The sequence below is a fragment of the Pseudomonas sp. V88_4 genome (assembly GCF_029967985.1).
Classification (GTDB): Bacteria; Pseudomonadota; Gammaproteobacteria; order Pseudomonadales; family Pseudomonadaceae; genus Aquipseudomonas; species Aquipseudomonas glycinae.
In genome coordinates this window covers 1-26,451 of sequence record NZ_JASCAF010000043.1, presented here as the reverse complement: position 1 = coordinate 26,451, position 26,451 = coordinate 1, and the positions used below count along the sequence as shown (strand labels likewise).

Annotated in this window: 21 protein-coding genes; 6 read left to right on the top strand and 15 right to left on the bottom strand. The window is 58.1% G+C overall.

Translation table 11 applies throughout. The features are described 5' to 3' along the window. The first annotated feature begins 52 nt into the window (after positions 1–52). From recJ to QLG12_RS19455, 3 genes are all read left to right on the top strand, one after another. The gene (gene recJ, locus QLG12_RS19465; RefSeq protein WP_039769572.1) at positions 53–1,762 is read left to right on the top strand and encodes a single-stranded-DNA-specific exonuclease RecJ; all 1,710 of its coding nucleotides are present in this window, start codon (positions 53–55) and stop codon (positions 1,760–1,762) included. Positions 1,763–1,993: 231 nt separating this feature from the next. Further along, on the top strand, positions 1,994–3,100 hold the full coding sequence (locus tag QLG12_RS19460; RefSeq protein ID WP_197869798.1) for an NADH:flavin oxidoreductase/NADH oxidase: 1,107 nt from the start codon (positions 1,994–1,996) through the stop codon (positions 3,098–3,100). A gap of 91 nt (positions 3,101–3,191) precedes the next feature. After that, positions 3,192–3,725, top strand: coding sequence for a GNAT family N-acetyltransferase (locus QLG12_RS19455; RefSeq protein ID WP_197869799.1), 534 nt, complete (start codon positions 3,192–3,194; stop codon positions 3,723–3,725). Positions 3,726–3,846: 121 nt separating this feature from the next. Here QLG12_RS19455 and QLG12_RS19450 read toward each other — a convergent pair whose 3' ends face one another. Further along, positions 3,847–5,475, bottom strand: coding sequence for a glucan biosynthesis protein D (locus QLG12_RS19450; RefSeq protein WP_197869800.1), 1,629 nt, complete (start codon positions 5,473–5,475; stop codon positions 3,847–3,849). A gap of 404 nt (positions 5,476–5,879) precedes the next feature. Here QLG12_RS19450 and QLG12_RS19445 point away from each other — a divergent pair, with 404 nt between their 5' ends. Continuing rightward, positions 5,880–6,065 (top strand): hypothetical protein, encoded by a 186-nt coding sequence (locus tag QLG12_RS19445; RefSeq protein WP_007954656.1) that lies wholly within the window; start codon positions 5,880–5,882, stop codon positions 6,063–6,065. Positions 6,066–6,075: 10 nt separating this feature from the next. Here the strand turns inward: QLG12_RS19445 and QLG12_RS19440 are convergent, their stop codons facing one another. From QLG12_RS19440 to QLG12_RS19395, 10 genes are all read right to left on the bottom strand, one after another. Further along, a complete protein-coding gene (locus QLG12_RS19440) occupies positions 6,076–6,279 on the bottom strand; it encodes a hypothetical protein (RefSeq protein WP_197869801.1) in 204 nt (67 codons plus the stop codon). Positions 6,280–6,378: 99 nt separating this feature from the next. Beyond that, positions 6,379–6,885: a Bro-N domain-containing protein gene (locus QLG12_RS19435; protein ID WP_197869815.1), complete on the bottom strand. Its 507-nt coding sequence runs from the start codon at positions 6,883–6,885 to the stop codon at positions 6,379–6,381. Positions 6,886–7,294: 409 nt separating this feature from the next. Beyond that, positions 7,295–8,779, bottom strand: a complete 1,485-nt coding sequence (locus QLG12_RS19430; protein WP_197869802.1) for an amino acid permease — start codon at positions 8,777–8,779, stop codon at positions 7,295–7,297. Between the two features lie 213 nt (positions 8,780–8,992). Further along, the gene (locus tag QLG12_RS19425) at positions 8,993–10,417 is read right to left on the bottom strand and encodes a gamma-aminobutyraldehyde dehydrogenase (RefSeq protein ID WP_282475097.1); all 1,425 of its coding nucleotides are present in this window, start codon (positions 10,415–10,417) and stop codon (positions 8,993–8,995) included. 164 nt (positions 10,418–10,581) lie between these two features. Further along, complete coding sequence (locus tag QLG12_RS19420; protein ID WP_007954663.1) at positions 10,582–11,391, bottom strand: ABC transporter permease; 810 nt, start codon at positions 11,389–11,391, stop codon at positions 10,582–10,584. Continuing rightward, complete coding sequence (locus QLG12_RS19415; RefSeq protein ID WP_282475096.1) at positions 11,381–12,316, bottom strand: ABC transporter permease; 936 nt, start codon at positions 12,314–12,316, stop codon at positions 11,381–11,383. Before QLG12_RS19415 ends, QLG12_RS19420 begins: the two co-directional genes overlap by 11 nt. Before the next feature lies 1 nt (position 12,317). Further along, on the bottom strand, positions 12,318–13,355 hold the full coding sequence (locus tag QLG12_RS19410; protein WP_282475095.1) for an ABC transporter ATP-binding protein: 1,038 nt from the start codon (positions 13,353–13,355) through the stop codon (positions 12,318–12,320). Between the two features lie 289 nt (positions 13,356–13,644). Then, a complete protein-coding gene (gene ydcS, locus QLG12_RS19405) occupies positions 13,645–14,796 on the bottom strand; it encodes a putative ABC transporter substrate-binding protein YdcS (RefSeq protein ID WP_085609162.1) in 1,152 nt (383 codons plus the stop codon). An 82-nt stretch (positions 14,797–14,878) separates the two neighbouring features. Then, on the bottom strand, positions 14,879–16,366 hold the full coding sequence (locus QLG12_RS19400) for a gamma-aminobutyraldehyde dehydrogenase (RefSeq protein ID WP_236193152.1): 1,488 nt from the start codon (positions 16,364–16,366) through the stop codon (positions 14,879–14,881). A gap of 99 nt (positions 16,367–16,465) precedes the next feature. Next, positions 16,466–17,380: a LysR family transcriptional regulator gene (locus tag QLG12_RS19395; protein ID WP_065259672.1), complete on the bottom strand. Its 915-nt coding sequence runs from the start codon at positions 17,378–17,380 to the stop codon at positions 16,466–16,468. Positions 17,381–17,556: 176 nt separating this feature from the next. Between QLG12_RS19395 and QLG12_RS19390 the strand changes: the two genes are divergently transcribed. Then, entirely contained in the window at positions 17,557–18,279 is a 723-nt protein-coding gene (locus QLG12_RS19390) for a tellurite resistance TerB family protein (protein WP_282475094.1), read from the top strand. 81 nt (positions 18,280–18,360) lie between these two features. Beyond that, positions 18,361–19,356 (top strand): SUMF1/EgtB/PvdO family nonheme iron enzyme, encoded by a 996-nt coding sequence (locus QLG12_RS19385; RefSeq protein ID WP_282475093.1) that lies wholly within the window; start codon positions 18,361–18,363, stop codon positions 19,354–19,356. A gap of 141 nt (positions 19,357–19,497) precedes the next feature. On the opposite strand, the gene QLG12_RS19380 is transcribed toward QLG12_RS19385, so the two are convergent. The 4 genes from QLG12_RS19380 to tssI all read right to left on the bottom strand — a co-directional run. After that, complete coding sequence (locus QLG12_RS19380; RefSeq protein WP_309295633.1) at positions 19,498–20,595, bottom strand: DUF6708 domain-containing protein; 1,098 nt, start codon at positions 20,593–20,595, stop codon at positions 19,498–19,500. A gap of 4 nt (positions 20,596–20,599) precedes the next feature. Next, a complete protein-coding gene (locus QLG12_RS19375; RefSeq protein ID WP_282475092.1) occupies positions 20,600–23,941 on the bottom strand; it encodes a toxin VasX in 3,342 nt (1,113 codons plus the stop codon). Continuing rightward, the gene (locus QLG12_RS19370; protein ID WP_282475091.1) at positions 23,938–24,837 is read right to left on the bottom strand and encodes a DUF4123 domain-containing protein; all 900 of its coding nucleotides are present in this window, start codon (positions 24,835–24,837) and stop codon (positions 23,938–23,940) included. Before QLG12_RS19370 ends, QLG12_RS19375 begins: the two co-directional genes overlap by 4 nt. Continuing rightward, positions 24,830–26,451, bottom strand: a 1,622-nt coding sequence (tssI, locus tag QLG12_RS19365) for a type VI secretion system tip protein TssI/VgrG (protein WP_282475090.1), incomplete at its 5' end; no start/stop codon positions are given. The genes QLG12_RS19370 and tssI, both read right to left, overlap by 8 nt.

Sequence of the window (26,451 nt, the reverse complement as noted above, 5' to 3'; positions counted from 1 at the left end):
CCGCACTACTCCCGAAAAATCCCACGTATTCAAGAGAAGCTCCTGTCACCCCATGCGTATCGATCCTCGCCCGTTGCCCGCCACTCTGCCGTTTCTCGGTGAACTGCCACCCCTGCTGACCCGCCTGTATGCGGCGCGGGGCGTGCAGTCCGAGGCGGAGCTGGACAAGAGCCTGGCGCGGCTGATTCCGTTCCAGCAGCTCAAAGGGATCGATGCGGCGGTTGACCTGCTGGTGACAGCGCTGGAGCAGCGGCAGCGAATCCTGATCGTCGGCGATTTCGACGCCGACGGCGCGACGGCCAGCACCGTGGGCGTGCTCGGTTTGCGCCTGCTGGGCGCGGCGCACGTCGATTATCTGGTGCCGAACCGCTTCGAATACGGCTACGGCCTGACCCCGGAAATCGTCGAAGTCGCGATGACCCGCGAGCCGCAGTTGCTGATCACCGTCGACAACGGTATTTCCAGCGTTGAAGGTGTCGCGGCCGCGAAGCGCCATGGCCTGAAGGTCTTGATTACTGACCACCACTTGCCCGGCGATGAACTGCCGCAGGCCGATGCACTGGTCAATCCGAACCAGCCCGGCTGCGAGTTCCCGAGCAAGGCGCTGGCCGGGGTCGGGGTGATTTTCTACGTGTTGATGGCTTTGCGTGCACGTCTGCGCAGCCTTGGCTGGTACGAGAGCAAGCCGCAACCGAACATCGGCGAACTGCTGGATCTGGTGGCGCTGGGCAGCGTCGCCGATGTGGTGCCACTGGATGCCAACAACCGGATTCTGGTGCACCAGGGGCTGGAGCGGATTCGCGCCGGGCGTGCGCGGCCGGGGATCAAGGCGATCCTTGAAGTGGCCAAGCGTGAGGCTTCGCGCATTACCTCCACTGACCTCGGTTTTATCGTCGGCCCGCGTCTGAACGCGGCGGGGCGTCTGGATGACATGAGCCTCGGGATCGAGTGCCTGCTGACCCACGACCCTGCGCTGGCCCGGGAAATGGCCGCGCAACTGGACGGCATGAACCAGGATCGCAAGTCCATCGAACAGGGCATGCAGCGTGAGGCGCTGGCCCAGCTCAAGGACTTGCCGGTCGAGTCGATGCCGTTTGGTCTTTGTCTGTTCGATCCTGAATGGCATCAGGGCGTGATCGGTATTCTGGCGTCGCGGATGAAAGAGCGGTATTTCCGCCCGACCATCGCTTTCGCCGATGCCGGTGACGGCCTGCTCAAGGGCTCGGGGCGTTCGGTACAGGGCTTTCATATTCGCGATGCGTTGAGCGTGGTGGCAGCGCAGCATCCAGACCTGATCAGCAAGTACGGCGGCCACGCGATGGCGGCTGGTCTGACCTTGCCCCAGGAGAATTTTCCGTTGTTCGCCGAGGCCTTCGACGCCGAAGTGCGCAGGCAACTTCGAGAGGAAGACCTGACCGGGCGCCTGCTGTCGGACGGCACGCTGGCGGTCGAGGAGTTTCATCTGGAACTGGCTCGTGCCCTGCGCCACGCCGGGCCATGGGGCCAGCATTTTCCGGAGCCGCTGTTTCACGGGGTGTTCCAGTTGGTCGAGCAGCGGGTTGTGGGTGAGCGGCACCTGAAAGTGGTGCTGAAAACCGAATGCGGTTCGGTGAAGCTCGATGGCATCGCGTTCGGGATTGATCGCGATATCTGGCCGAACCCCACGATCAAATGGGTCGAACTGGCCTACAAGCTCGATCTGAACGAGTTTCGCGGTAATGAAACCGTGCAGTTGATGATTGCCCACATCGAACCGCGCTAAAGATCATTGCGCCCTTTACTGAAGGGCGCAGGCATCTTCAATTGTGCTGTTTCATTTCGGAACCCTCCCTCATCCCCGGATGTCGACTAGGCTCTAAGCACTGCTTGATTGGCCTTGTGACGTCTTGTCGAATTTTTTGCCCGCGGGGGCGGGTGCTGCACCTTTTTCCTGTCACTCGTCGACTTTTCAAACAGAACCCTGGAGCCTGCCCACTGATTTGAGAGGTGCCCCATGAGTCTGCTGCTTGAACCCTTTACCCTCCGCCAACTGACCCTGTCCAACCGCATCGCCGTGTCGCCCATGTGCCAGTACTCCAGCGTCGATGGCCTGGCCAACGACTGGCATCTGGTGCACCTCGGCAGCCGTGCCGTGGGGGGCGCTGGCCTGGTGTTTACCGAAGCCACGGCAATCACGGCCGACGGGCGGATCACCGCCGAAGACCTGGGCCTGTGGAACGACGAACAGATCGCACCGCTGCAACGCATCACCCGTTTCATCAACGCGCAGGGCGCAGTGGCCGGCATTCAATTGGCTCACGCCGGGCGCAAGGCCAGCACCCATCGGCCGTGGATCGGCAAACATGGCAGCGTCAAACCGGAGGACGGTGGCTGGACGCCGGTCGGGCCGTCGCCGATTGCCTTTGACCCGCAACACACTCAACCGAAACAGCTGGATGAGAGTCAGATCGCCCAGGTCATTCAGGACTTCGTGGCAGCGGCCAAACGTGCGCTGACCGCCGGTTTCAGTGTGGTTGAGGTGCATGCGGCGCATGGTTATCTGTTGCACCAGTTTCTTTCGCCACTGAGTAATCAGCGCCGCGATCAGTACGGCGGTTCGTTCGAAAACCGTATTCGTCTGGTGCTGCAAGTGACCGAGGCGGTACGCGCGGTGTGGCCGGAAGAACTGCCGGTGTTCGTACGCCTTTCGGCTACCGATTGGGTGGAAGACGGCTGGAATCCCGATGAAACCGTGGAGCTGGCGCGACGCCTGAAAGCCTTGGGGGCTGATCTGATCGATGTGTCATCGGGCGGCACGGCAGCCAACGCCGAAATCCCCGTGGGTCCGGGATATCAGACGCGCTTCGCCGAACGGGTGCGCAAGGAGTCAGGCATCGCCACCGGGACCGTGGGAATGATTACCGAGCCGGCCCAGGCCGAGCACATTCTGCGGACCTGTCAGGCCGACATCATCTTCCTTGCTCGTGAGCTGCTGCGTGATCCGTACTGGCCACTGCATGCCGACGATGACCTGGGCGGGCGCAAAGCGGTGTGGCCGGCGCAGTATCAGCGTGCGACCCATCGGGATCAGCCAATTCACGAGTCTGATCTGCGGGATTGATTCCGAACCGCCGCAAAGCCTATAAAACCCGCCATTGAACCGGCGGGTTTTTTCTTGCCTGCCGTCCGGAATTGCAAAGGAATGGACCGCAATGTTGATCGAACGTGAGCTGACTGAATCAGACTTGCCGCTGCTGGCGCTGATCGACCGCAGCGAGTTGGTCGAAGAATGCTATCGCGTGGAAAACGGTGAGTTGATTCTGTATCCGGCGCGTTTCGACATGCACGGCTGGCCCGAAGGAGAGGCGGAGGACAATGCGCGGGTATTGGAAAAATGCTGGCGCAGCGGCGGATGGCTACACGGGATTTTCGATGGCGAGACGCTGGTGGCGGCAGTGGTTGTGGATAACCGGGTTATTCACAATCAGGGCCTGAACATGCGGCAGTTGAAGTTTCTGCACATCAGCCGTGACTGGCGCGGGCAGGGACTGGGCGGGCGGTTGTTTGCACTGGCTTGTGAGCATGGTCGGGAGGTCGGGGCTGAGGCGCTGTACGTCTCGGCGACCGAGTCGCGCAATACCGTGGAGTTCTATCAACGCCAAGGCTGCCGGTTGCTGGAACAACCGGATCCCGAACTGTTTGCACTCGAACCTCACGATATCCACTTTTACTGTCGCCTGGAGTGACGCCATCGCGAGCAAGCTCGCTCTCACAGGTTTTCGGTTGTACACAAACTCTGTGATCAATCGATATCCATGTGGGAGCTGGCTTGCCAGCGATGAGGCCCGATCCGACGTCAGAGAATCATCAAGGGTATTTGCGCTTGTCCGGCGCCGGTGGGAAGTACTGGTACAGCCAGGTCTCGCTCAGCGTGCGGTCGTTGGTGCGGATGAACAGCCGCAGTTCCACCGGCTCCACGCTGTCATTGGTCGGGTACCAGTCGAACAGGATCCGGTAACCCTTGATGTCATCCAGCACCAGCACGCTGAAATCCTGCACCTTGCCGTTGGAGCAGGTGACCACCGGTTCGATCCCGGTGCCCTGAGGCAGGCGATCCAGCCCACCGCCCGTGAAGTCCACGGCAAAACGACGGGCCCAGACCGGCGGGTAATGCTCGCCCGGTGCCCAGCCTTCGACAAATCCACCCATGCCCGAACGGGTCGCATGTACCCGCGCCAGTGGGGTGCCGACCGGTGGCAGGGCGCTCCAGTAGAGCTTGTAGCCGTAGTTCAGCGAATCCCCGGCGGCCACCGGTTTCTTCGGCGTCCAGAACGCGACGATGTTGTCGAGGGTTTCGCCGGTCGTAGGAATTTCCAGGAGATCGATGGAGCCTTCGCCCCACGCGGTCGTAGGTTCTACCCACAGGCTCGGACGCTTGCTGTACCAGTCGACGGTGTCCTGGTAGTTGGCGAATTCGTGGTCTGTCTGCACCAGACCGAAACCTTTCGGATCTGTGTCGGCGAAGGCGTTGAATTGCAGGGTTGCCGGGTTGTTCAGCGGGCGGCAGATCCACTCGCCGTTGCCGCGCCACATGGCCAGACGATCCGAGTCATGGATTTGCGGGTGGATGGTGTCGCACATCCGGCGCTCGTGGGTGCCGCAACTGAACATGCTGGTCATCGGTGCGATGCCCAGTTGTTCGATGGCGGTGCGGGCATTGATGTGGGCGTCGATTTCCATCACCACACGCTCGGCCTGACAGTCGATGTCGAAGCGATAGGCACCGGTCGCGCTTGGCGAGTCGAGCAGGGCGTAGACCACAAAGCGGGTCGCGTTCTGATCCGGGGTCTCGAACCAGAACTTGGTGAAGTCAGGGAATTCTTCGCGTTTCCTGGCGTAGGTGTCGACGGCCAGGCCACGGGCGGAGAGGCCATATTGGCCAGTGGCATCCACCGCGCGGAAGTAGCTGGCGCCGAGGAACGACACCACGTCATGCCGATCCAGTTCCGGCGCCTTGAACAGCTTGAAGCCGGCAAAACCCAAGTCACCCTTGAGCTGCTGGGTGTCGACCGAGGTGTTTTCGTAGTTGAACAGCTGAGGGCGGAAATGCACCTCGCGGGCCGTGCGGGTCTTGGGATCGACGCTGTACATGCGCACCGGCTGACGGAAACCCATGCCGACGTGGAAGAACTGCACGTCGAGCTGACCCTTGTTCTCTTTCCACAGCGAATGCTCGCCGTCGTAGCGGATCGCGTTGAAGTTTTGCGGGGTCATGGTCGCCAGGGTCGGCGGCAGCACCTGTTTGGTGTCCTGGTAGGCGCTGCCGGCCAGTTGTTTGGCCTGGCGCTTCAGCGTTTCGAAGTCGAAGGCCTGGGCTTCACCGTCGGCGGCACCGCCAGAGGCGGCCCAGGCGCGTGCGGCGAGCAGGCCGGAGGCGGAAAGGCCGGTGTAGGCCGCAATGGCCATGGACGCTTTGAGCAAATTCCTGCGGTGCATAAATACAACCTGTCGTGGACAATCCCGCGCCGTTCCTGGCACGTACTGGATCAGAAATTACGGTTCGGACAAGCCTTCGGCCAAACGCTACGGACTAGTAACAGATGCCCGCTAGCTTAATCGGTTCGCCGATTTTGCAAAATTCATTGATATCACGGCGACAGCGTCTCAATGAAACAAGACGTTACGGTTACTTATCCCACAGTCTTTTCTGATTTATAGGGCATATCTGCTTTTTTCGACTAATTACTCTAAAAACCACTTTTCAGCGCCGATTTAATTTCTATTCTATGGGCATCGCCGGTCACGACCCATTCGACCGGCAGGGCTCAAATCGCTGCTTAAAGGAGCAGGGCGATGCGGTTTTCGAGAAATTTCTGACGTACTGGAAAAGGACATCGTCCATGACAAAAGGACAAGGCATCACCGAAATGTTGGGCATCTTTCCCTGCCTCACCAACGTCCGGCGAAGACGCCGGCTCAGTCCTGACGAACTGAAACTGGTGGAGCGTTACCGCGAGTTGTCGGAAAGCGACCGGATTGCGATGCGGTATCTGGTGGATGCGATGAGGAGTGTTTCGCGGTTTTGAAACAGGAGGTTCACCGTGAAAGCCATTTGGCTTTCACGGTGGCCAGATCAATCAACTTACCCGCGTCAGCGTCGGCGATGCCGACATGGATTGCGTGCAGATGCTCGGCGACCGCGCATTGTTTGACGAATTTTTGCAGGTAGTCTTCAGCAAAATTCTCGTCGCTCGGGATGATTTCGAGAATGGGCGGAAGTGCGGGGATGGCGTTGCGCATCAGTTAGGGACTCGCTCAGAAATGTGTCGAGGTTGATGGTGAACATTGAAGGGGCGGACTCTGGAGTCCGCCCCTTTTTCATTAGCCCAAGTGAGGCCGTCAGCTACATGTCCCCGATACCTGATAGGGCTGCTGACCGAGCACCAATTCAGGCATATCACGCCATTTCACCCAAGCCTGTTGTTGCCAATGCAACAGCGGCACGGTGACGCCTGCCCAATGCACCGAGCTCAGGCTCGGGCAGTTTTCCGCTGTTACTGAGTTGGTTTCCCGCAGGATGGGGATCACCTCATTACTCAGCCATTGCCGCAGATTGCGGTTTTCCGGAATGAAATGATGGACGAGCAGCGCGTACATGCCGGATTCGCTGACCATCGGTGTCTCGACAACTTTGCCGTACTTGCGCAGCCGAACGGTGCGGCGTTGGTCGGGGTCGAGTTTGAGCGTGACGCGTGGGTTCAAGGGATGGCCCATCATGCGGCCCAGATCTTGAGCGCAGAACCAGGCTTGATGATCAAGCAGGAGGGCGTGGAGGAAGCGGTTGTGGCGGGTGAAAACCGTAGGGATAAAGTGCCTCTGGGTCTCTGGTGAATTTGGCGCGTGCATAGTCAATTTCTACTCCATGTTGAAATGAGAGCCGCCACTAATCCTTCGACAGATTTGGGTGGCGAACCGTGCGGCGTTCGAAGTCGGAACATTCTCGATCAACATGGAAGCCGAGAGGCCCGCGCCACACGGTCCGCCATAACGCGAATCCGAAAGGCAAAAAAGCCTCGGTTTCTATGGAGGACGCAGTTGCGCCATGTTGATGATGTACCGGCTTCGACCCCGGGCCGCTGATTGGGCAGCGACGGGGTAAAGCCTATCGGTCAGGCGCTAGCGGCGCCAAGTCTACTCTGCCGACGCCACTCGTAGGAAAGGGGACTGAATGCTGAGGGTTCGGTCTGTAGGAAGCGAGTAACTGACGCTGAAAGAAATCAGCCCCGAAATTGTGATAAATCTGGGGCTGTTTTTCTTAGCGACTAACTTTCCAGGCATCCCCAGCCGGCGCCTTCCCATGGTCATACGGCTTGCCAATCCACATGTAAATCAACCCCAGCCCAATCACGATCGCGGTGCTCAGCACCATCGCGTAGTTGATGTACCACGCTGCATCCGGTGTGCGGGGCCAGGCCATGTTGATGATTGCGCCGACGCCGTACACCAGCGCGCCGATGTTCACCGGCCAGCCCCAGGCGCCGAGGGTGAATTTGCCGCTCGGTTTCCAGCCTTTGCTGCGGGCGTACAGGGCGGCGAGGACGATCATCTGGAATGCGAGGTAGATGCCGATGGCGGCGAAGCTGACGATGGTGGCCACGGCGTCTTGCAGGAAGAAGCCGAGGGCGATGATCAGGCCGGGCAGGACGCCGGACACGAAGAGCGCGGCAACCGGAACCTGGGTCGTAGGAGAAATCTTTTTCAGCAGTCGGCTGCCGATGACCATTTCATCGCGAGCGTAGGAATACAGCAGACGACTCGCCGCAGCCTGCAGGCTGATGACGCAGGAGATGAAGGAAATCATCACCACGCCCATCACCACTTTCGAGCCTATCGGGCCGAAGGCGTTGTTGAGGATGGTGGTGACCGGATCCTTGTCGGTGCCGTTGATCACCGCTTGCATGTCCGGTACGGCGAGGATCAGCGCCAGGCAAGCGAACATTGCCGCGATGCCGCCGATGTAGATGGTCATGCGCATGGCTACCGGAATTTTTGCGCTCGGGTTCGGGGTTTCTTCGGCGACGTCGCCGCAGGCTTCGAAGCCGTAGTAGAGGAACATCCCCGCCAGCGAAGCGGTGAGGAACGCCGGCAGATAGGAGCCGTCGACGCTGATGTCGAAGGTGTTGAACAGCACGCTGATCGGCTGGTGACGCTCGAAAATCAGCAGGTACACGCCGACGATGACCGCGCCCACCAGTTCGCAGAGGAAGCCGAACATGGCGATCCGCGCCAGCACTTTGGTGCCGCTGAGGTTGACCAGTGTGGCGAACAGCGTCAGCACCAGGGCGATGACGATGTTGGTGTTGTTGCTCGGCTCAAAACCGAGCATGGCGGCGAGGTACGGGCCGGCGCCGACCGCAACGGCGGCGATGGTCACGCACAGGGCGATGGAATAGATCCAGCCGACCATCCACGCCCATTTCTTGCCCACCAAACGCCGCGCCCACGGGTAGACACCGCCGGAAATCGGGAACTGCGACACCACTTCGCCGAAGATCAGGCACACCAGCAACTGACCGCAGCCGACCAGCAAATAGGCCCAGAACATCGGTGGCCCGCCAGCGGCCAGACACAGGCCGAACAGGGTATAAACCCCTACGACCGGTGAAAGATACGTGAAGCCCAGTGCGAAGTTTTCCCACAGGCTCATGCTGCGGTTGAAGTTGGAGGTGTAGCCCAGTTTGCGCAGTTGTTCGGCATCGCTGTCGGCAACGGCGGCTGAGAGTTCGGGTGATGCACTCATGTGTGTTTGCTCCGTGAAATCGGCAGATTTCGGATGGCCGAATCCGTGGCGGGGCCTGGTGAGCGCCGCCCGGATCGGTAGTTATTGTTTTGAATGCCTGGTGGTGCGTAATGCCGGTTTCCTTCCTGAAACCGGAGTGACGCCATCGCTGGCAAGCCAGCTCCCACAAGAGCTGCACTGAACCCTGTGGGAGCTGGCTTGCCAGCGATGCTTTTAGTGCTTGAACATCACATGCCGAACCGTGGTGTAGTCCTCCAGCCCGTACATGGACATGTCCTTGCCGTAGCCGGACAGTTTCTGACCGCCATGAGGCATTTCGCTGACAAGCATGAAGTGGGTATTCACCCAGGTGCAGCCGTACTGCAACCGCGCGGACAGGCGATGGGCGCGTCCTACATCCGCCGTCCACACCGAGGACGCCAGGCCGTAGTCCGAATCGTTGGCCCACTCCAGCGCCTGGGCTTCATCGGTGAACTTGGTCACTGACACCACTGGCCCAAACACTTCGCGGCGGACGATTTCGTCGTCCTGCTGCGCGTCGGCCAGCACCGTCGGTTCGAAGAAGAAACCGTTGCCGTCCACAGCCTTGCCGCCAGTGATCAAGCGAATGTGCGGTTGCGCCACGGCGCGTTCGACAAACCCGGCCACGCGGTCGCGATGTTGCGCGGTGATCAGCGGCCCCAGCTCGGTCGAAGGATCATCCTGCAAGCCGTACTTGATGCTGCTGACCGCCGCGCCGAGCTTCTCGACGAACTTGTCGTAGATGCCTTGCTGGGCGTAGATCCGGCACGCGGCGGTGCAATCCTGGCCGGCGTTATAGAAGCCGAACGTGCGAATGCCTTCGACCGCAGCATCAATGTCGGCGTCGTCGAAGATGATCACCGGGGCTTTGCCGCCCAGTTCCATGTGCATGCGTTTGACGCTGTCGGCGGTGTTGGAAATGATGTTCGAACCGGTGGCGATGGAGCCGGTCAGCGACACCATGCGCACTTTCGGATGGGTCACCAGCGGACTGCCCACGCTCGGCCCACGCCCGAACACCAGATTGAGTACACCGGCCGGGAAAATGTCCGACGCGAGTTCGGCCAGACGCAACGCGGTCAGCGGGGTTTGTTCCGACGGCTTGAGCACCACGGTATTACCGGCGGCGAGGGCCGGGGCGATTTTCCAGGCGACCATCATCAGCGGGTAGTTCCACGGCGCGATGGAGGCGATCACGCCCACCGGGTCGCGGCGGATCATCGAGGTGTGGCCGGGCAGGTATTCGCCACCGGCCGAACCGCTCATGCAACGGCTGGCACCGGCGAAGAAACGGAACACATCGGCAATCGCCGGAATCTCGTCATTCAGCGCGGCGCTGTAGGGTTTGCCGCAGTTGTCCGATTCCAGTTTGGCCAGTTCGTCACCGTGGGCTTCGATGGCGTCGGCGAGTTTGAGCAGCAGCAGCGAACGGTCTTTCGGCGTGGTCTGCGACCATTCGGCGAAGGCACTGTCGGCGGCGCGCACCGCGGCATCGACCTGGGCTTCGGTGGCCTCGTTGATTTCCACCAGCACTTCGCCACGCGCCGGGTTGAGCACCAGTTGCGCCGGGCCTTCGCCGTTGACCAGTTGGCCGTTGATCAAGAGTTTGGTTTGCATGTTGTTGTCCTCACTAGCACTTTTATTTTTCTGGCCGAATCGAGAATCCTGTGGGAGCGGGCTTGCCCGCGATGAGGCCATCCCGTTCAAAATTGATGGCGGCTGACACACCGTCATCGCTGGCAAGCCAGCTCCCACAGGGCGTTGTGGTGTTTGTTAGATATTCATTTACCGCCGCTGCCGGCCACGCTCTCGCCACCCCGGGTCAGGTAGTAGGCGCCGAGGATCGGCAGCATGGTCACCAGCATCACCAGCATCGCCACGACGTTGGTCACCGGCACGTCCCGTGGGCGGCTCAACTGGTTGAGCAACCACAGCGGCAAGGTGCGTTCATGACCGGCGGTGAAGGTGGTGACGATGATTTCGTCGAACGACAGCGCAAACGCGAGCATGCCGCCGGCGAGCAGCGCCGAGCCGAGGTTCGGCAGGATGATGTAGCGGAAGGTCTGCCAGCCGTCGGCGCCGAGATCCATCGATGCCTCGATCAGGCTGTGGGAAGTGCGGCGCAAACGGGCGATGACGTTGTTGTAGACGATCACCACGCAGAAGGTCGCGTGACCGACGATGATGGTGAACATCCCCGGCTCGATGCCCAGCGTCTTGAAGGTCGCCAGCAGCGCGATCCCGGTAATGATCCCCGGCAATGCAATCGGCAGGATCAGCATCAGTGAAATGCCCTGTTTGCCGAAGAAATCCCGGCGGTACAACGCAGCGGAAGCGAGGGTGCCGAGCACCATCGCGATCAGCGTGGCGATGGCCGCTATCTGCAACGACAGCTTGATCGCTTCCAGCACGTCCGGCCGGGAAAACGCCACGCTGAACCAGTGCAGCGTGAAGCCTTTCGGTGGAAAACTGAACGCCGCGTCTTCGGTATTGAAGGCGTAGAGGAAGATGATCAGGATCGGGAAGTGCAGAAACACCAGCCCGCCCCAGGCTGCAATGCGCAAGCCTATTGAAGCCTTTTCAGAGTGCATCGAAGGCCCCCAGACGTTTGACGATGGACAGGTAAATGGCGATCAGCACGATAGGCACCAGCGTGAACGCTGCGGCCATCGGCATGTTGCCGATTGCGCCCTGTTGCGCGTAGACCATGCTGCCGACGAAGTAGCCCGGCGGGCCCACCAGTTGCGGCACGATGAAGTCGCCCAGGGTCAGCGAAAACGTGAAGATCGAACCGGCCGCGATGCCCGGCACCGACAGCGGCAGAATCACCTGCATGAAGGTCTGACGCGGCTTGGCCCCGAGGTCGGCGGAGGCTTGCAGCAACGACGGCGGCAGGCGTTCCAGCGAGGCCTGGATCGGCAGGATCATGAACGGCAGCCAGATGTAGACGAACACCATGAACCGGCCCAGATGCGAGGTCGACAAGGTGCTGCCGCCGACCCCGGGAATCCCCAGAATGAACTGCAGAACCGGCTCCAGCCCAAGGTGCTGAACGAACCACTGCGCCACGCCGCCCTTGGCCAGCAGCAGCGTCCAGGCGTAGGCCTTGACGATGTAACTGGCCCACATCGGCATCATCACCGCGATGTAGAAAAACGCCTTGGTCTTGCCGGTGGTGTAGCGCGCCATGTAGTAGGCAATCGGGAACGCGACGATGGCGCTGGCGATCGACACCACGACGGCCATGCTCAGGGTGCGCAGGATGATGTCGAAATTCGACGGCTGGAACAGCGCCGCGAAATTGGCCAGGGTCAGGTCCGGGGTGACCGCCATGGTGAAGTCGTCGAAGGTGTAGAAACCTTGCCACAACAGCACCAGCAGCGAGCCCAGATAGATCGCGCCGAACCACAACAGCGGCGGCACCAGCAGCATCGACAGATACAGATTCGGCTTGCGATAGAGCAGGTTGGAAAACTTGCGCAACGGCGCCGATTGAGGGAGGGCGAGGGCGGTCATGTCACACCCCGCTCGCAACGGTGTCGTGCAACGGAATCATCGCTTCCCGCGCCCAGCGAGCGCTGATGCGCTGACCGGTCTGGTGTTGCGCGCTGCTGTCGATCCACTGATTGTTGGCCTGGCTGATGCTCAGGGTCTGGCCGTTTTCCAGCTTCAGTTCATAGCGCGTGGCGCTGCCCTGATACTGGATGTCGTGGAGCAGACCACTGACTTCGATCTCGTGGCTGGCCAGCGGGCCTTCGGCGAAACGCACGTGTTCCGGGCGGATCGAAAACGGCTGCGGATGACCGCTGAGCTGGCGCGCCAGATCGCCGCGAATCACGTTCGAAGTGCCGACGAATTCGGCGACGAAGGTGGTGGTGGGTTTCATGTACAGATTGCGCGGGGTGTCGACCTGCTCGATGCGGCCCTTGTTGAACACGGCCACGCGGTCGGACATCGACAGCGCTTCGGTCTGGTCGTGAGTAACGAAGATGAAGGTGATGCCGAGCTGGCGTTGCAGCTTCTTCAGTTCGCTTTGCATCTGTTCGCGCAGCTTCAGGTCGAGAGCGCCCAACGGCTCGTCGAGCAAAAGCACGCGCGGACGATTGACCAAAGCGCGGGCGAGGGCAACACGCTGGCGCTGACCGCCGGACAACTGCACCGGTTTACGCGCGCCGTAGCCGCCGAGGGCGACCATGTCCAAGGCTTCTTCGGCGCGTTTGTGGCGCTCGGTCTTGCTCACGCCTTTGACCTTCAAACCGTAGGCGACGTTGTCCAGCACGTTCATGTGCGGGAACAGCGCGTAATCCTGAAACACCGTGTTGACGTCGCGTTGATAGGGCGGCAGACCGGCGGCTTCGGCGCCGTGAATGCGGATCGAGCCGGCGCTCGGTTGCTCGAACCCGGCGATCAGGCGCAGGCAAGTGGTCTTGCCCGAACCTGAGGGGCCGAGCATGGAAAAGAACTCGCCGTCCTGGATATCGATGGAAACCCGGTCAACGGCCTTCACCTCGCCGAACTGCCGGGAAACGTTGGTGAACTGGACTGCAAGCGTCATGGTGCGGTGCTCCGAAAAGGCGAGGGCCGTCGCAGCGGCCCTGCCTGGACTTCTGAAAAAACTGGATCGTTAGGCGGTGTATGCGATGGCTTTGTGGCTAACTGATCTGGTCGATACGCCGCGATCTGCTTTTAGCGCCCTCTCCCTCCGGGAGAGGGCGGGGGGTGAGGGCAGCTATTCCAACGATTGCTCCAATTTCAAAAGCAAAGTCAAAAGCCACCCCCTCACCCCAACCCTCTCCCCCAAGGGGGCGAGGGGGAAAGGGAGCTCGACCGAGGTGAAGTCGGGATCAGCGACCGCCCATAATCGCAATGTAGTCCTGCGTCCACCGGCTATACGGCACAAACTTCCCACCCTCAGCCTGCGGGGTTTTCCAGAAAGCGATCTTGTCGAACTGATCAAACCCGTTGGTCTTGCACCCCTCGGCACCCAGCAGCTCGCTACCCTGGCAAGCCGCCGGAACCGCCGGCAACGAACCGAACCACGCCGCCACATCACCCTGGACTTTCGGCTGCAGCGACCAGTCCATCCACTTGTAGGCGCAGTTCGGGTGCTTGGCCTCGGCGTGCAGCATGGTGGTGTCGGCCCAGCCGGTGGCGCCTTCTTTCGGCACGGTCGACGCGATCGGCTGTTTCTCGTTGATCAGGCCGTTGACCTGGTACGGCCAGGCGCTGGACGCGACCACGCCTTCGTTCTTGAAGTCGCTCATCTGCACGGTGGTGTCGTGCCAGTAGCGGTGGATCAGCTTCTGCTGGGCGCGCAACAGTTCCAGCACGGCTTTGTATTGATCTTCAGTGAGTTGGTATGGATCCTTGATCCCCAGCTCAGGCTTGGTGGATTTCAGGTACAGAGCGGCATCGGCGATGTAGATCGGGCCGTCGTAAGCCTGCACGCGGCCCTTGTTCGGCTTGCCGTCAGGCAGGTTCTGCGCGTCGAACACCACGTTCCAGCTGGTCGGCGCGGTCTTGAACACGTTGGTGTTGTACATCAGCACGTTCGGGCCCCACTGGTACGGGGTGCCGTAGGTCTGGTTGTTGACCACGTACCACGGCGCGTCTTTCAGGCGTGGGTCGAGGGATTTCCAGTTCGGGATCAACGCGGTGTTGATCGGTTGTACGCGCTTGCCGACGATCAACCGCAGCGAGGCATCGCCCGACGCCGTCACCAGGTCGTAACCGCCCTTGGCCATCAGGCTGACCATTTCGTCGGAGGTGGCGGCGGTTTTCACATTGACCTTGCAGCCGGTTTCCTTCTCGAAACCGGTCACCCAGTCGTAGGCCTTGTCGCTTTCACCGCGTTCGATGTAGCCGGGCCAGGCGACGATATCCAGCTGGCCTTCGCCGGCGCCGACGGCTTTCAGCGGCTCGGCGGCCTGCAGGCTGGCGCTGGCCAGCAGGGCCGTGGTGATTGCACTGAGCAGTGCGGTCTTGTGCACGAACATGGTGAACCCTCTTCTTTAAATTATGGTCGGGGCAGTTGTGAACGCGGTGAAGCATGCCGTGGTCGGCTTGTTATTAGCGTAGTCAGAGATGCTGGCCGTGGCGGGCCATGATGTGCCGCACCACGCTGTAGTCCTGCAGCGAATCGCTGGATAAGTCTTTGCCGTAACCGGAGCGTTTCAGCCCGCCGTGGGGCATTTCGCTGACCAGCATGAAATGGCTGTTGATCCAGGTGCAGCCGTATTGCAGGCGTGCGGCGACCTGCATTGCCTTGTCCAGGTTCTGCGTCCAGACCGACGAAGCGAGGCCGTATTCCGAGTCGTTGGCCCAGTCCACCGCTTGCGCCAGTTCGTCGAAGCGGGTCACGGTCACTACCGGGCCGAACACTTCGCGCTGGACGATTTCATCGCTCTGTTTGCAACCGGCCAGCAGGGTCGGCTGATAGAAGAAACCGGCGCCTGAATGCACTGCCGCACCGGTCACCCGCTCAATGTGCGGCTGACCGAGGGCGCGCTCGACGAAACTGGCCACGCGGTCGCGCTGACGAGTGCTGATCAGCGGCCCGATTTCGTTGTCGGCATCGCGTTTACCGGCGAAACGCAGGCTGCTGACCGCCGCACCGAGTTCAGCCACCAATTTGTCGTGAATCCCGGCCTGAGCGTAGATCCGGCAAGCCGCCGTGCAATCCTGCCCGGCGTTGTAATAGCCATAAGTGCGCACGCCTTCGACCACGGCTTTCAGATCGGCATCGTTGCAGACGATCACCGGGGCCTTGCCGCCGAGTTCGAGGTGGGTGCGCTTGAGGGTTTTGGCGGCGGCCTGGAGGATTTTCTGGCCGGTGACGATATCGCCGGTCAGCGACACCATTCGCACTTTCGGGTGGCCGACCAAGTGACTGCCAACGCCTTCACCGCCACCGCAGACGATGTTGATCACCCCGCGCGGCAGGATTTCGGCCAGTGCCGGAGCCAGGGCCAGAATCGACAGCGGCGTGTGCTCGGACGGCTTGAACACCAGCGTATTGCCGGCAGCGAGGGCCGGGGCGATCTTCCATGCGGCCATCATGATCGGGTAGTTCCACGGCGCAATCGACGCGACGACGCCAATCGGATCGCGGCGCACCATGCTGGTGTAGCCCGGCACGTATTCGCCGCTGAGCTGACCGGTCTGGCAGCGCACGGCGCCGGCGAAAAAGCGAAACACATCGACGGTCGCGGTCAAATCATCCTGCCGTGCCAGATGTAGCGGCTTGCCGCAGTTCAGTGCTTCGAGACGGGCGAGGTGATCGGCGTGTTTTTCGACGGCGTTGGCGATTTCCAGCAGAAGGTTCGAACGTTGTTGCGGGGTGGTGCGCGACCACTCGGCAAAGGCGCTGTGAGCGGCGAGGATGGCGGCTTCGACTTGCTCGGTGCTGGCCTCGGCGATGTGGGTGAGGACTTCGCCGGTGGCCGGGTTGAGGATCGGTTCGACAAATCCTTGCCCAGCGATCAATTCGCCGTCGATCAGCAACGCGGTGTGCATGTGGGTCTGCGCGCCAGCCATTTTCCGTGATCTCTTTTCTTGTATGGCCATGTTGCTCCCTGTTCCGGGAGCCGACCGTCTTATCGATGCAGCAAGACTAGTGCGCGGCTCCGGGGTCGACAAATTCTAAATACTGAAGGTGGCATTCGATTAAATAGATGGCTTGCGTCCGCCGTGAGGCTGCTCGCGAGCAACGGTCAGGAAGGGATCGACTAAAGCGGGGCGGGCGGTGCCGCGACGCCAGGCCAGACCGACGTCGAGGGTCTGGCTGAGGTCGGCAATCGGTCGCGCTTCGATGATGTCCCCTTCCAGCGACCATGGGCGGTAGGTCATGTCCGGCTGGATCGACACGCCGAGACCTGCAGCCACCAGACTTCGCACCGCCTCTGTGGACGCAGTTCTGAGGGTGATCTTCGGTTGCAGCCCGGCGCCGCGCCAAAGGCGTTGGGCGTTGCGATCCATCTCGTCGACGTTCAGTTGAATCAACGGCTCCCGGGCGACATCGGCGAGGTTGATGCTGTCGTGTTCCAGCAACGGATGCTGGGCCGGCAGCCACAAACGGTGCGGCGAGTGAGTCAGCACTTCAGTCTGCAAGGCGTGGCGGTCTTCAAGGTTGGAGAGGATCAGCACCCCTACATCGATCTCGCCGCTGACCAGCAAATGCTCGATGTACGGCCGCTCGTCCTCCATCACCCGGATCTCGACATTGGGATAGGCGCGCTGGAAACGGGTCAACAAATCCGCCAGGTAATAACCGGCTACCAGACTGGTCACGCCGACGATCAATTGTCCGGCGACCTGATCGGTGCTTTGTTGCAGGCTGCGTTTGGCGTTGTCCACAGTCGCCAGAATCAGGTGCGCCTGGCGCAGGAACTGGTGACCCTGATGGGTGAGCGTCATGCCCTTGGCGTGGCGGTTGAACAGGCTGACACCGATCTCTTCCTCCAGTTGCTGGATGGCCAGGGTCAGGGTCGATTGGGAAATGAACGCGGTTTGCGCAGCGGCGGAGATCGAGCCGGTCTCGGCCACGGCGATGAAATGGCGGATCTGACGCAAGGTCATCATGGAAGGTTTACCCGGTGGGCGGTTTTTATAGATTGCCCCGAGTGTATATCTATTTTCGCGAAGGGCTGCTGCGAGCCAGGCAACATCTGGAAGCACACTCGCAGGCAAACGACGGGCACTTTCGAACTAGGCTGAGGGCCTTATTGATCCGGATAACCCCTGTTTGGAGACGGAACATGAACACCCGTGGATTGCTCGATCAACTCCTCAAGTCCGGCCAGGATCTGCTGCAGAACAAGGCGGGCGGGGCGCAGAACAAGCCGGCTGCCGGTGGTTTGGGCGGCTTGCTGGGCGGATCTTCCAGCAATGGCGCACTCGGCGGCTTGCTGTCAGGCGCAGGCGGCGGTGCTCTGGCGGCCGGCGCCATGGGTCTGTTGCTGGGCAGTAAAAAGGCCCGCAAGGTCGGCGGTAAAGTCGCCCTCTACGGCGGCCTCGCCGCACTGGGCGTGATCGCCTACAAAGCCTACGGCAACTGGAACGCCCAGAAAGGCACCGCCCCACAAAGCGAACCGCAAACCCTCGATCGTCTGCCTCCCGCGCAAGTCGAACAACACAGCCAGGCCATCCTCAAGGCCTTGGTCGCCGCCGCCAAGGCAGACGGCCACATCGACGACCGCGAACGCCAACTGATCGAAGGCGAACTCACCAAACTCGACAACGATCAGGAACTCAAACACTGGCTCCACGCCGAACTCAACAAACCCCTCGACCCCACCGACGTCGCCCGCGCGGCAAGCACACCGGAGATGGCGGCCGAGATGTACGTGGCGAGCGTGATGATGGTGGATGAGGAGAACTTCATGGAGAAGAGCTATCTGGATGAGCTGGCGCGGCAACTGAAGCTGGAGCCGGGGTTGAAAGTGGAGCTGGAAAGGCAGGTTAGGGTGGCTTTGGTGTAAGCGGAGGAATTCAGGTTTTTATGAGACAGGGCAGGGGATGTTAAGGTTTGGCCTTTGACGCACCTTATAAGGAAATTGCCCGTGTTACGTCAGTTTGTGCTCGCCCTCCCGGCCATATTTTTTCTGGCCGGTTGCGGGGGCGAGTCCGGCTCATTGCCCGTCAGCAAGAGCCTGACACCGGAAAAAGTCGCGTCGATTGCGGAAACTATTAAAACCAAGTATCCGAACCTGTCCAGCGAGATGCGCGAAAAGGTCCTCAACACCGTAGTTCAGTCGATTGACAACATGGTGTTTGTCGAAGGTGGCCAGTTTGATATGGGCGACTTTGGCTGGGCTTGCGAATACGACGAAACGGATGTTTGCACTTGGCCTTGCGGACAGGATCCGGACCAGCTTTGTCATATCAGCAGTAATGGCGATGATGATTTTGTTCACCCGGTCAAGTTGAATTCCTATTATTTTTCAAAGTTTCAAGTCTCGCTGGGTGATTTCGATTTGTTCTTTATTGCGAACGGAAAACCTCTGTTTGATGTTGAGAAACGCGAGCGTGAGGATTTGAAGTTTCGCTATCAGCGTGATTTGCCTGCATTTACCAAAACTTGGCAGGAGTCCAAGAACTATTGTCACTGGATTGCCAACCTTAGTGGTTATTCTGTGGATTTGCCTACCGAGGCGCAGTGGGAATTTGCTGCTCGTAATCGCGGGCAACATATTCTTTTTCCTACTGATACTGGTAGTTTGAGTTTTGGGGAAAACTATCCTGTGGAAGGAGGGGGTAGAACGTTTTCAATTGCTAAATTTCCACCCAGTCCACTGGGTATCTACAGTCTTGCAGGTAACGCGACTGACTGGGTTAATGATTGGTATGGTGAGGATTACTACCGTCAGTCACCAGTGGTAAACCCTCAAGGACCGGAAAAAGGTACTTATAAGGTTAAGCGAGGCTCCTACTATCCAGAAGGCCCAATGTCCGCCGCCTCTGTAGTTAGACGCTGGCCGGATAAACCAGAACAGGAAGCCTATTACCCTGGTACTGGTTTTCGCTGCGCTATTCAATCAGGGGAGCGTCTGCAATAACTACTTCTTTCAATGATTTTTTGCATTGGTAAAAATGTCTAAGGCGAAACAAGAAAAGGAACAAAAAAGGTGACAGATTTATTTTCCACAAAGTACATCTGTCACCCTGTCATCTTTTACTCTCTTGGCTCCTACGCCTCTTCAATTATGCTGTGCTTCCTGTTCGGTCGATGAGCGCTCTAGATCTATTTTGAAGTAACTCATGAAATCCTGACCACGAGCAAAAGCTTTTTCGATTTTTGCTGACTGTTCTTTCAATGCTGGGCTCGGTTGTGCCCACTGTTCGGGTGGGAGCTCTTCAGACCATCTTTCAACCGACTCGGGGAATCCTTTCATGCTGTAGCGGTAATCCCATTCCGCTATCCAGTACGGAAGACGCCACCACGTAATCAAATGAGTCAAATACCACCATGCCACACCCGGTGCAGAGCGCTCCTTGTGTCGGTATTCCTCTCGCATGTCATCGCGTTCTTTATTGAAACTATGACTACCCTCAAAAGGGGCCTTGCCGGGGCAGAATTGAGTGCCCTTTTCCATGTAGATGCGGATGGCTTCCCATTTTCCTAACCCATGAGTAGGTGTCATTACCTCTTGATTCAGAAAGTGTACCGTATCAGCTTTGGGGTTATCGATGGCCATGCCAAAGGTATAATTTCTCATTACACCTACTCCCGTAACACCCGTACTTATTGAAAGCCAGGCGACAGTATCTTCCCAAGGTTGGATTATCGGTTCATCAGAGCCGTCAGGGAAAAAACATACTTCACGCCGTTGGCGATTAAAGCGAATTGGACGAGCCCTCGATTTTTTGAGGGTACTGCTAATTACTACATAGCTACCAAGGATTGCCACTCCTCCAGCGCACCAGATAGATAGTCGCAGGCCAAACTCAAAAAAATCGCTAAAGTACCACCAGAAACTGCGACCAAAGGGATTATTGATTCCAGCGAGACCTGCAAGCGTTGGAACGATTAATAAACATGATATGAGTACGAGCATTACACTTGCGATCATCACTCTCGCTTGGAATGCCTTGTTCACATTACTGCTGCCTACATCAAGAAACGTATCGTTTACTTCAATGAAGCTTCCTCCCAAATCCATGGGCGTTTGCCCTGTCGGAATTGGTTTCGGTGACAAAAAAATGGCTTCACCTGTAGCGAAGCGCCGGCGTTCTCCCGCAAAAGGCCGGTTTTGTTTGAAATCAAACTCATCGTTTTTCTTAAGGTTCGAATACATGCTTTCAACCTGTAAGGTTTGGAGAACTCAAGGCTTCACTGTTGATTACTAACCATGGAGCATCGGATGCTCGAGTTCGTAGTACTGAAACTGGTGAAAACGGCTTGCCACTTTGGGCGTTAAGCGTAACAGACTCGAAGCGTTTTTCTCGAAATGTTTCGTCGCCTGCCACAGGGTGGTAGCGCAGAGCAATAGCCATGCCATGTTGCGCATTGGTTTCATTCTGAAAAATCTCAATGCCAAGTTTGAGTGGTGCGTCCAGAGCACTCAACAGATTGAGTTGATAGAGCATAGGTTCACTCCACGGCTCCCAGTCATTGCGTTGGTGGTTAGTAAGCCAGTAGGCACTCAATCCCAAGCCCACCTCATCCAGTTCTCGAATAGTCAATCCTGGGAACTGTAATACCACCATAGGTTTGTTGTTAATTTGCTGTAACGCTACTTGCGGCACGGAACTGATATCGGCTAGTAAAAGACGTTCCTCAATCATGCTGCGGTTGGCGTTACTTTTACCCCAAGGGCCTTTTTGTAACCATTTGTCCAGTTCGCTTTTATTATTTCGGTTATATATCCACTCTCCACCAAGCTGTAAGCCAGTCAACGCAAGTCCAATCAGGTTTGCTCGAGCAGCAACGCTAAGCAGCCTTCCTCCAGCCGTTACCCATGCTAAGGAACGCGCCTGATTAGTAGTGGTGACAACATCCATAAGGTGTTTGCCACTGCGGGCAAATGCCCAGCCATTGACGAGCAGTTGTCCCGAGTCGCCAGCCAGAGTCATACTGGCACCGGCAAGCTTGGCTCCATCACCTGAGCGAAGAGCTTCAGTCCATCTTGCCGCAGAGCCTTTTTCGCCGTAAATACCAGTGCCAGCTGCAATAGTGCTAAAAACATATGCAAAGGGGCTTAAAGCACCTGTGATTCGCCCCAGTCTAGCTGCCAGTTTTATTTTTCCAGCAGCACTGGAGTAGTTTTCTATTGCAACAGACAGGCTAGTGATAGCGATGCCTTGGACGGCAGCGAATGTGCCTCCTGCCATAGAAAAGAAGGAATTGAATAAAGCTAATTTGTCTGAAGCGTCCGCTTCTTTTTTGAGAGAGTATTCACTAGAAACTCTAACAAAACTGATTATTTGCATCACTGCCGCTGCCGAAGCGAACAAATCCCCGCCAGCTGACTTAAATACTTCTCGACTTAATCCTTTAAGCGGTTTTTTGAGGCGGTAGTCGTCAACCATTCGTTCGAACTCTAAGACCTGTGCATTGGTCAGGCCTTTAATTTTGAACGCTGCCTTTCCTGGTCCTTCGCCAACTGGGCTCATCGCACGGGCCACTCTGGTTTCTAATGGGCCGACCGTTTGTTGCAACGATTTTCGACGCGCTATTAGGCTCTTGTGAGTGCCTTTGGCCGTTACTCCCTTTCGCTCATTGGCAAGTGTTTGACGAATCTGATTTTTCAATGCGCTCATCTGTCGACGCAGATCAGTCAGCTTTTCCATGTCAGCGTTAAAGGTGTCAATCTGGCTGGCGGAGGCAAACTCTAGTGTAATGCCTCCTTTGCCAAAGGCTCGCAGTACATCTACCCATGCTGAATTGGGGATGTTACGCAACAGTTTGGCTGGATCCACAGGTTGCCCGCTTCGCAGTGCCTTGATGGATTCGTCCATTGCATCTGCTAGGCGAAGTTGCTTAGCCGGCTCATAGGCTGTATTTCGCATTTGATCAAAAGTAATACCGTTTTCACTCAAATGCATGGAGGCAGCGAGATGTTGTGTTAATAGGTTGCCAAATTTTCCGCTGAGCTCCTGAGCACCCTCGTAATCTTTTGCCGCCATTTTAGTATCGCGTACTGACTTGATTGCCGAAGCAATTTTTGCGTCCAAGTCCTTTTGGTCGGTTAAGCTAAGGGTGAAGTAGGTCGGGACTGTGAAGCCCGGTTGTTTATTAATAAGGTCTGCTAGTTTTTCAGTCGCTTTTTCTGTGCGGCAAATATCTTTTATACATGCGTATTCGGTTGCCAGCGAGGCTTCCAACTGTATGCCGATTTTTGGGTCGAAGTACCAGCCTGCACGATGGAATCGTTGCTCACTTATCAAGCCGATTCGATCATTGGTAATTAAATCCAGGCGCTTGTTCCAGCGATTGAGCTGAGCTCTTTGATGTTTCAGGAATGACTCCATGGCGGGTCGATCAATAAGATCGTTGATTCCCTCCTGACCCATTTTGGCGCCATTTAGTGCGTCGTCAGCATTTTCTTCGATGGTTTCGATCAAATCTTCATACTTTGGGTACAAAGGGCCAAGACTGGTGCGCATGCGCATTTTGGAAGCCGATATTGCTCCGCGCTGGCTGCCTGCTCCGGACCACTGAGTCTGATTTTTCGTATTGACATAGTCCACGATCGATTGGCGTTGCTCAGGACTTGTTTCATCGCTGAGTTTGCTGAAACGCGGATCCCCTTGCGCGGCGCTAAGTAGCGTATCGCCCGTTACGGTGTAAAGCGTCTCGATATAGGAACCAAACACATATTTCTTTTGGTTCGTTTCAGCTTCACTCCAGTCACTAAGCCAGCCGCTGACTAAATCCTGATGTTCTGCTAAATCGCGCAGCACTCCCAAGTCATCCTGCACGATCAGATATAAATGGTCGCGCTCATATTCTGATTTGACCTGTTTCTTTACTAAGCCGAGTTGAGTTTTTTTGAAGCATGGCGTCTGCTCCCACGAGTAATCTTTACTTTCTTCAGGCTTCGCACCAGCAATAGCTGGATCTTTGCTCGGTTCCTCAGCAACTTCCGCAATCCATTTTTCAGCTTGGCTTTCGGTTAGTAGATCGGTCGTACCTTTTTCGGGGTCGGCGTTAGTCAGGTCAATCTTCTGCATGAAATATTCACGCTCAGATCTATGCTTAATGACTTGTGCACATTTGGCGGCAGTCCATTGCACTTCTGAGTAGTTCACGTAGAGCTTGCTTAATCGAGGAAAAACTAAAGTGGCTTCGCCCACATTACTTTCGCGTTTGTTGGCTTTGATCTCGCCTTTTTCCCAAAGCAGTTGGGTCACGATACCGTTTTGCACACGGTATTCATGAAGGATCGCTTCAGGCTTTTTTTCAACGATGACATAAAGCCATCCGTCGCGGATCAAACGAATACCCAGCGGGCGCGACTCCAATTTGTACGGCATAGCCAGCGCACTCGATGGATCTAGCCTTTCCACAATTCCGTAACGTAAAGGAATGAGCTGGATCTTGGCTTTCATCAGCGAACAGCCGCCCAAAGCGCATTTGCCATCGTCCCGGCTTTTCGCAGCGTTGTTCGGGTTTTTTGCTGCCGATGTTGGCGTTGTCATCCTTGGCTCCTGTTCAGGGTTGCAGCCCGCTCCTGGGCCATATCAGCGACCCGTTCGAGTCGTTGTGCAGGTGTTTGTTCCGACGGTGTCTTGAGGATGGCGTCGAGGTCTGGGTGTTCTTCCAGTGCTCGTTCACCAAGGAACCCGTGAATATTGGCGTAGAGGGTGATGTCGAGTTCGGTGTTGAAGCCGCGATCATAGGATGTCGAGGCCAGTGCGTGCAGGTGTTCCCAGCGTTGCGGTGGCGTCGATTGGGCCTGATAGCTCGGGAAGTATTCGAGCATGTGTTCGTCGAGACGCATGACCACATTTCGAAAATTCACTTCATCCAGTTGGCTCAGTTGCTCTTCGCTCAGGCGATAGCGTTTGCTGTGGTTCGGCTCGGAGGTGATGCCCTGACGCCGATTGATATGCCAGCAGCCGAGTGCGGCATCCGCAGTGACAACTTGTGTGCAAGGCCCGAAGAGGGTCGGGTCTTTGATGGTTTCGGCGTGGGAGAGCAGTGCGTGAGTCACGGCGGGATCGGCGACGCGTAGCAGGACTTCTTCGCCTTGCGGGTGCATCACGCTGGTGAGCCAGCGAAAGTGCGCGACCAGTTGGTCCCATGGCTGATCACTGAATACCAGGTGACCCCATTCCTGACGCGAGGCGTTCAGGAATTTGGCCAGGATTGGATCGTTCTGGGCTTTTATGCGTACAAGGCAAGGGGAAATATCGCCCAGTTCCGCCCAGCGTGTTCCGAGGTAGAGCGGTTCGAATTCTGGATTATCGGTCCACTGGTACAAGTGCTGGGGAAGCTTTTCGACACTGACACCGTCTAGCAGCAAGCCTACCGTGGCATTCCACGGCAGACCTTGTGGAAGACCGTTTTCCAGCGGCCATTCAGGATTAAGCATTCTGGGCCTCCAATTTGGCCTTCTCACAAACCGCACAAATCGGCTTCTTCTGCATCAACGCCTGCCGCTGCGCCGGCACCAACAACTTCCCGGCTTTATCCGTATCCGCCTGCTTCAACGGCCCCGGCATCAACGGCGCGGCGCCGGTGCCACTCCCCGGTCCACCACCCGAGTTGATATTGATCGCCGGCCCGCTCATGGTCACGCCGCCACCATCAATCTTGATGAAGCTGCCACCGCCGACCAGCGTCAGTTCGGCCCCGGCCTCCAGCACCACCTTCATCCCGCTGCTCAGGTGAATTTCCTGCCCCGCGTCGATGAATTGCCCGGTGCCGATCTTGATGTGCTGGTTCACGCCCACGGTCAGGTGATCGTTGGCCCGTGCTTCGACTTTGCGGTCTTCATAAACCGTGTGGTGTTCTTCGGCCTTGAATTCCGTGTAGCTGTTCTTTTCCACGACGTCGTGGCGTTCGTTGCCGACGCGGATTTTCTGGTCGTGTTCGATGTTTTCGTCCCAGTCGCGCTGGGCGTGCAGGAAGATCTGTTCCTGGCCTTTCTTGTCTTCGATGCGCAGTTCGTTGAAGCCGCCGCCACCCGTCGAACTCAGGGTTTTGAAGGTGGTGCGCGTCTTGTTCGCCGGCAGGGCGTAGGGAACGGTGTTTTCCTTGTGGTACAGGCAGCCGCTGATCAGCGGCTGGTCGGGGTCGCCTTCGAGGAAGGTGACCAGCACTTCCATGCCGATGCGCGGGATGGCGATGCCGCCGTACTGGGCGCCGGCCCAGGCGCTGGAGACGCGCAGCCAGCAGCTGGTTTTGTCGTCGGCCTGACCTTCACGGTCCCAGTGGAACTGGACTTTCACCCGGCCGTATTCGTCGCAGTGGATTTCTTCGCCTTTAGGGCCGGTGACCACGGCGCTCTGACTGCCGAGAATGCGCGGTTTCGGATGGCGCAGGGGCGGGCGGTTTGGCACGTCCCACGGAGTGGCCTGGAAGCGGTTGCGGTAGCCCTGATGGAAATCGTCTTTCAGGGCGGTGGTGTCACTGGTGACCGACTCTTCCAGCACCTGCGGCTGCTTGCCTTCGTGGTGGACTTCGGTGAGTAGCCACAGGTCGTTCCACTTGGCTTTCGGGTGTTCTTTCAGCGCGAGGAAATGGCCGCTGACCAGCAATGGCTGGTCGCTCTTGCCTTCGGCGAGCTGGAAGTCGCTGCGATGGCGTTCGAGGGCGCGTTTGGCCAGGTGTTTGCCGCGCTCGCGGTCGATGAAACGGCCCGGGTAATCGTAGTCCTCGAGGTCGGGCAGGGCATCGCCACGGTTTTCGCTTTCCAGCGTCAGGCGCGGTTTTTCGAAGTCGTAGTCGCGGCGGGTGGTGCGGCTGGTGCGGGTTTCCAGGCGCAGGTCGAAGCGCTTGATCACCGGGTTGCTGGCGACCATGCCGGAGTCTTGCTGATAGGCTACCGGCGCCAGTTTCTTGAACACCGTCTGGTCATCGCCGAACACCAGTTTGTGGCCCGTGGCGCTGTGCTGGAAGTGGTAGTGAATACCTTCTTCTTCGCACAGACGCTGGATGAAATGCAGGTCCGATTCGTCGTACTGCACGCAGTAAATGCGATCGG

Coding starts and splice junctions, on each gene's coding strand:
- recJ (WP_039769572.1), top strand. CDS start 53: ATGCGTATCGATCCTCGCCCGTTGCCCGCCACTCTGCCGTTTCTCGGT.
- QLG12_RS19460 (WP_197869798.1), top strand. CDS start 1,994: ATGAGTCTGCTGCTTGAACCCTTTACCCTCCGCCAACTGACCCTGTCC.
- QLG12_RS19455 (WP_197869799.1), top strand. CDS start 3,192: ATGTTGATCGAACGTGAGCTGACTGAATCAGACTTGCCGCTGCTGGCG.
- QLG12_RS19450 (WP_197869800.1), bottom strand. CDS start 5,475: ATGCACCGCAGGAATTTGCTCAAAGCGTCCATGGCCATTGCGGCCTAC.
- QLG12_RS19445 (WP_007954656.1), top strand. CDS start 5,880: ATGACAAAAGGACAAGGCATCACCGAAATGTTGGGCATCTTTCCCTGC.
- QLG12_RS19440 (WP_197869801.1), bottom strand. CDS start 6,279: ATGCGCAACGCCATCCCCGCACTTCCGCCCATTCTCGAAATCATCCCG.
- QLG12_RS19435 (WP_197869815.1), bottom strand. CDS start 6,885: ATGCACGCGCCAAATTCACCAGAGACCCAGAGGCACTTTATCCCTACG.
- QLG12_RS19430 (WP_197869802.1), bottom strand. CDS start 8,779: ATGAGTGCATCACCCGAACTCTCAGCCGCCGTTGCCGACAGCGATGCC.
- QLG12_RS19425 (WP_282475097.1), bottom strand. CDS start 10,417: ATGCAAACCAAACTCTTGATCAACGGCCAACTGGTCAACGGCGAAGGC.
- QLG12_RS19420 (WP_007954663.1), bottom strand. CDS start 11,391: ATGCACTCTGAAAAGGCTTCAATAGGCTTGCGCATTGCAGCCTGGGGC.
- QLG12_RS19415 (WP_282475096.1), bottom strand. CDS start 12,316: ATGACCGCCCTCGCCCTCCCTCAATCGGCGCCGTTGCGCAAGTTTTCC.
- QLG12_RS19410 (WP_282475095.1), bottom strand. CDS start 13,355: ATGACGCTTGCAGTCCAGTTCACCAACGTTTCCCGGCAGTTCGGCGAG.
- ydcS (WP_085609162.1), bottom strand. CDS start 14,796: ATGTTCGTGCACAAGACCGCACTGCTCAGTGCAATCACCACGGCCCTG.
- QLG12_RS19400 (WP_236193152.1), bottom strand. CDS start 16,366: ATGGCCATACAAGAAAAGAGATCACGGAAAATGGCTGGCGCGCAGACC.
- QLG12_RS19395 (WP_065259672.1), bottom strand. CDS start 17,380: ATGATGACCTTGCGTCAGATCCGCCATTTCATCGCCGTGGCCGAGACC.
- QLG12_RS19390 (WP_282475094.1), top strand. CDS start 17,557: ATGAACACCCGTGGATTGCTCGATCAACTCCTCAAGTCCGGCCAGGAT.
- QLG12_RS19380 (WP_309295633.1), bottom strand. CDS start 20,595: ATGTATTCGAACCTTAAGAAAAACGATGAGTTTGATTTCAAACAAAAC.
- QLG12_RS19375 (WP_282475092.1), bottom strand. CDS start 23,941: ATGACAACGCCAACATCGGCAGCAAAAAACCCGAACAACGCTGCGAAA.
- QLG12_RS19370 (WP_282475091.1), bottom strand. CDS start 24,837: ATGCTTAATCCTGAATGGCCGCTGGAAAACGGTCTTCCACAAGGTCTG.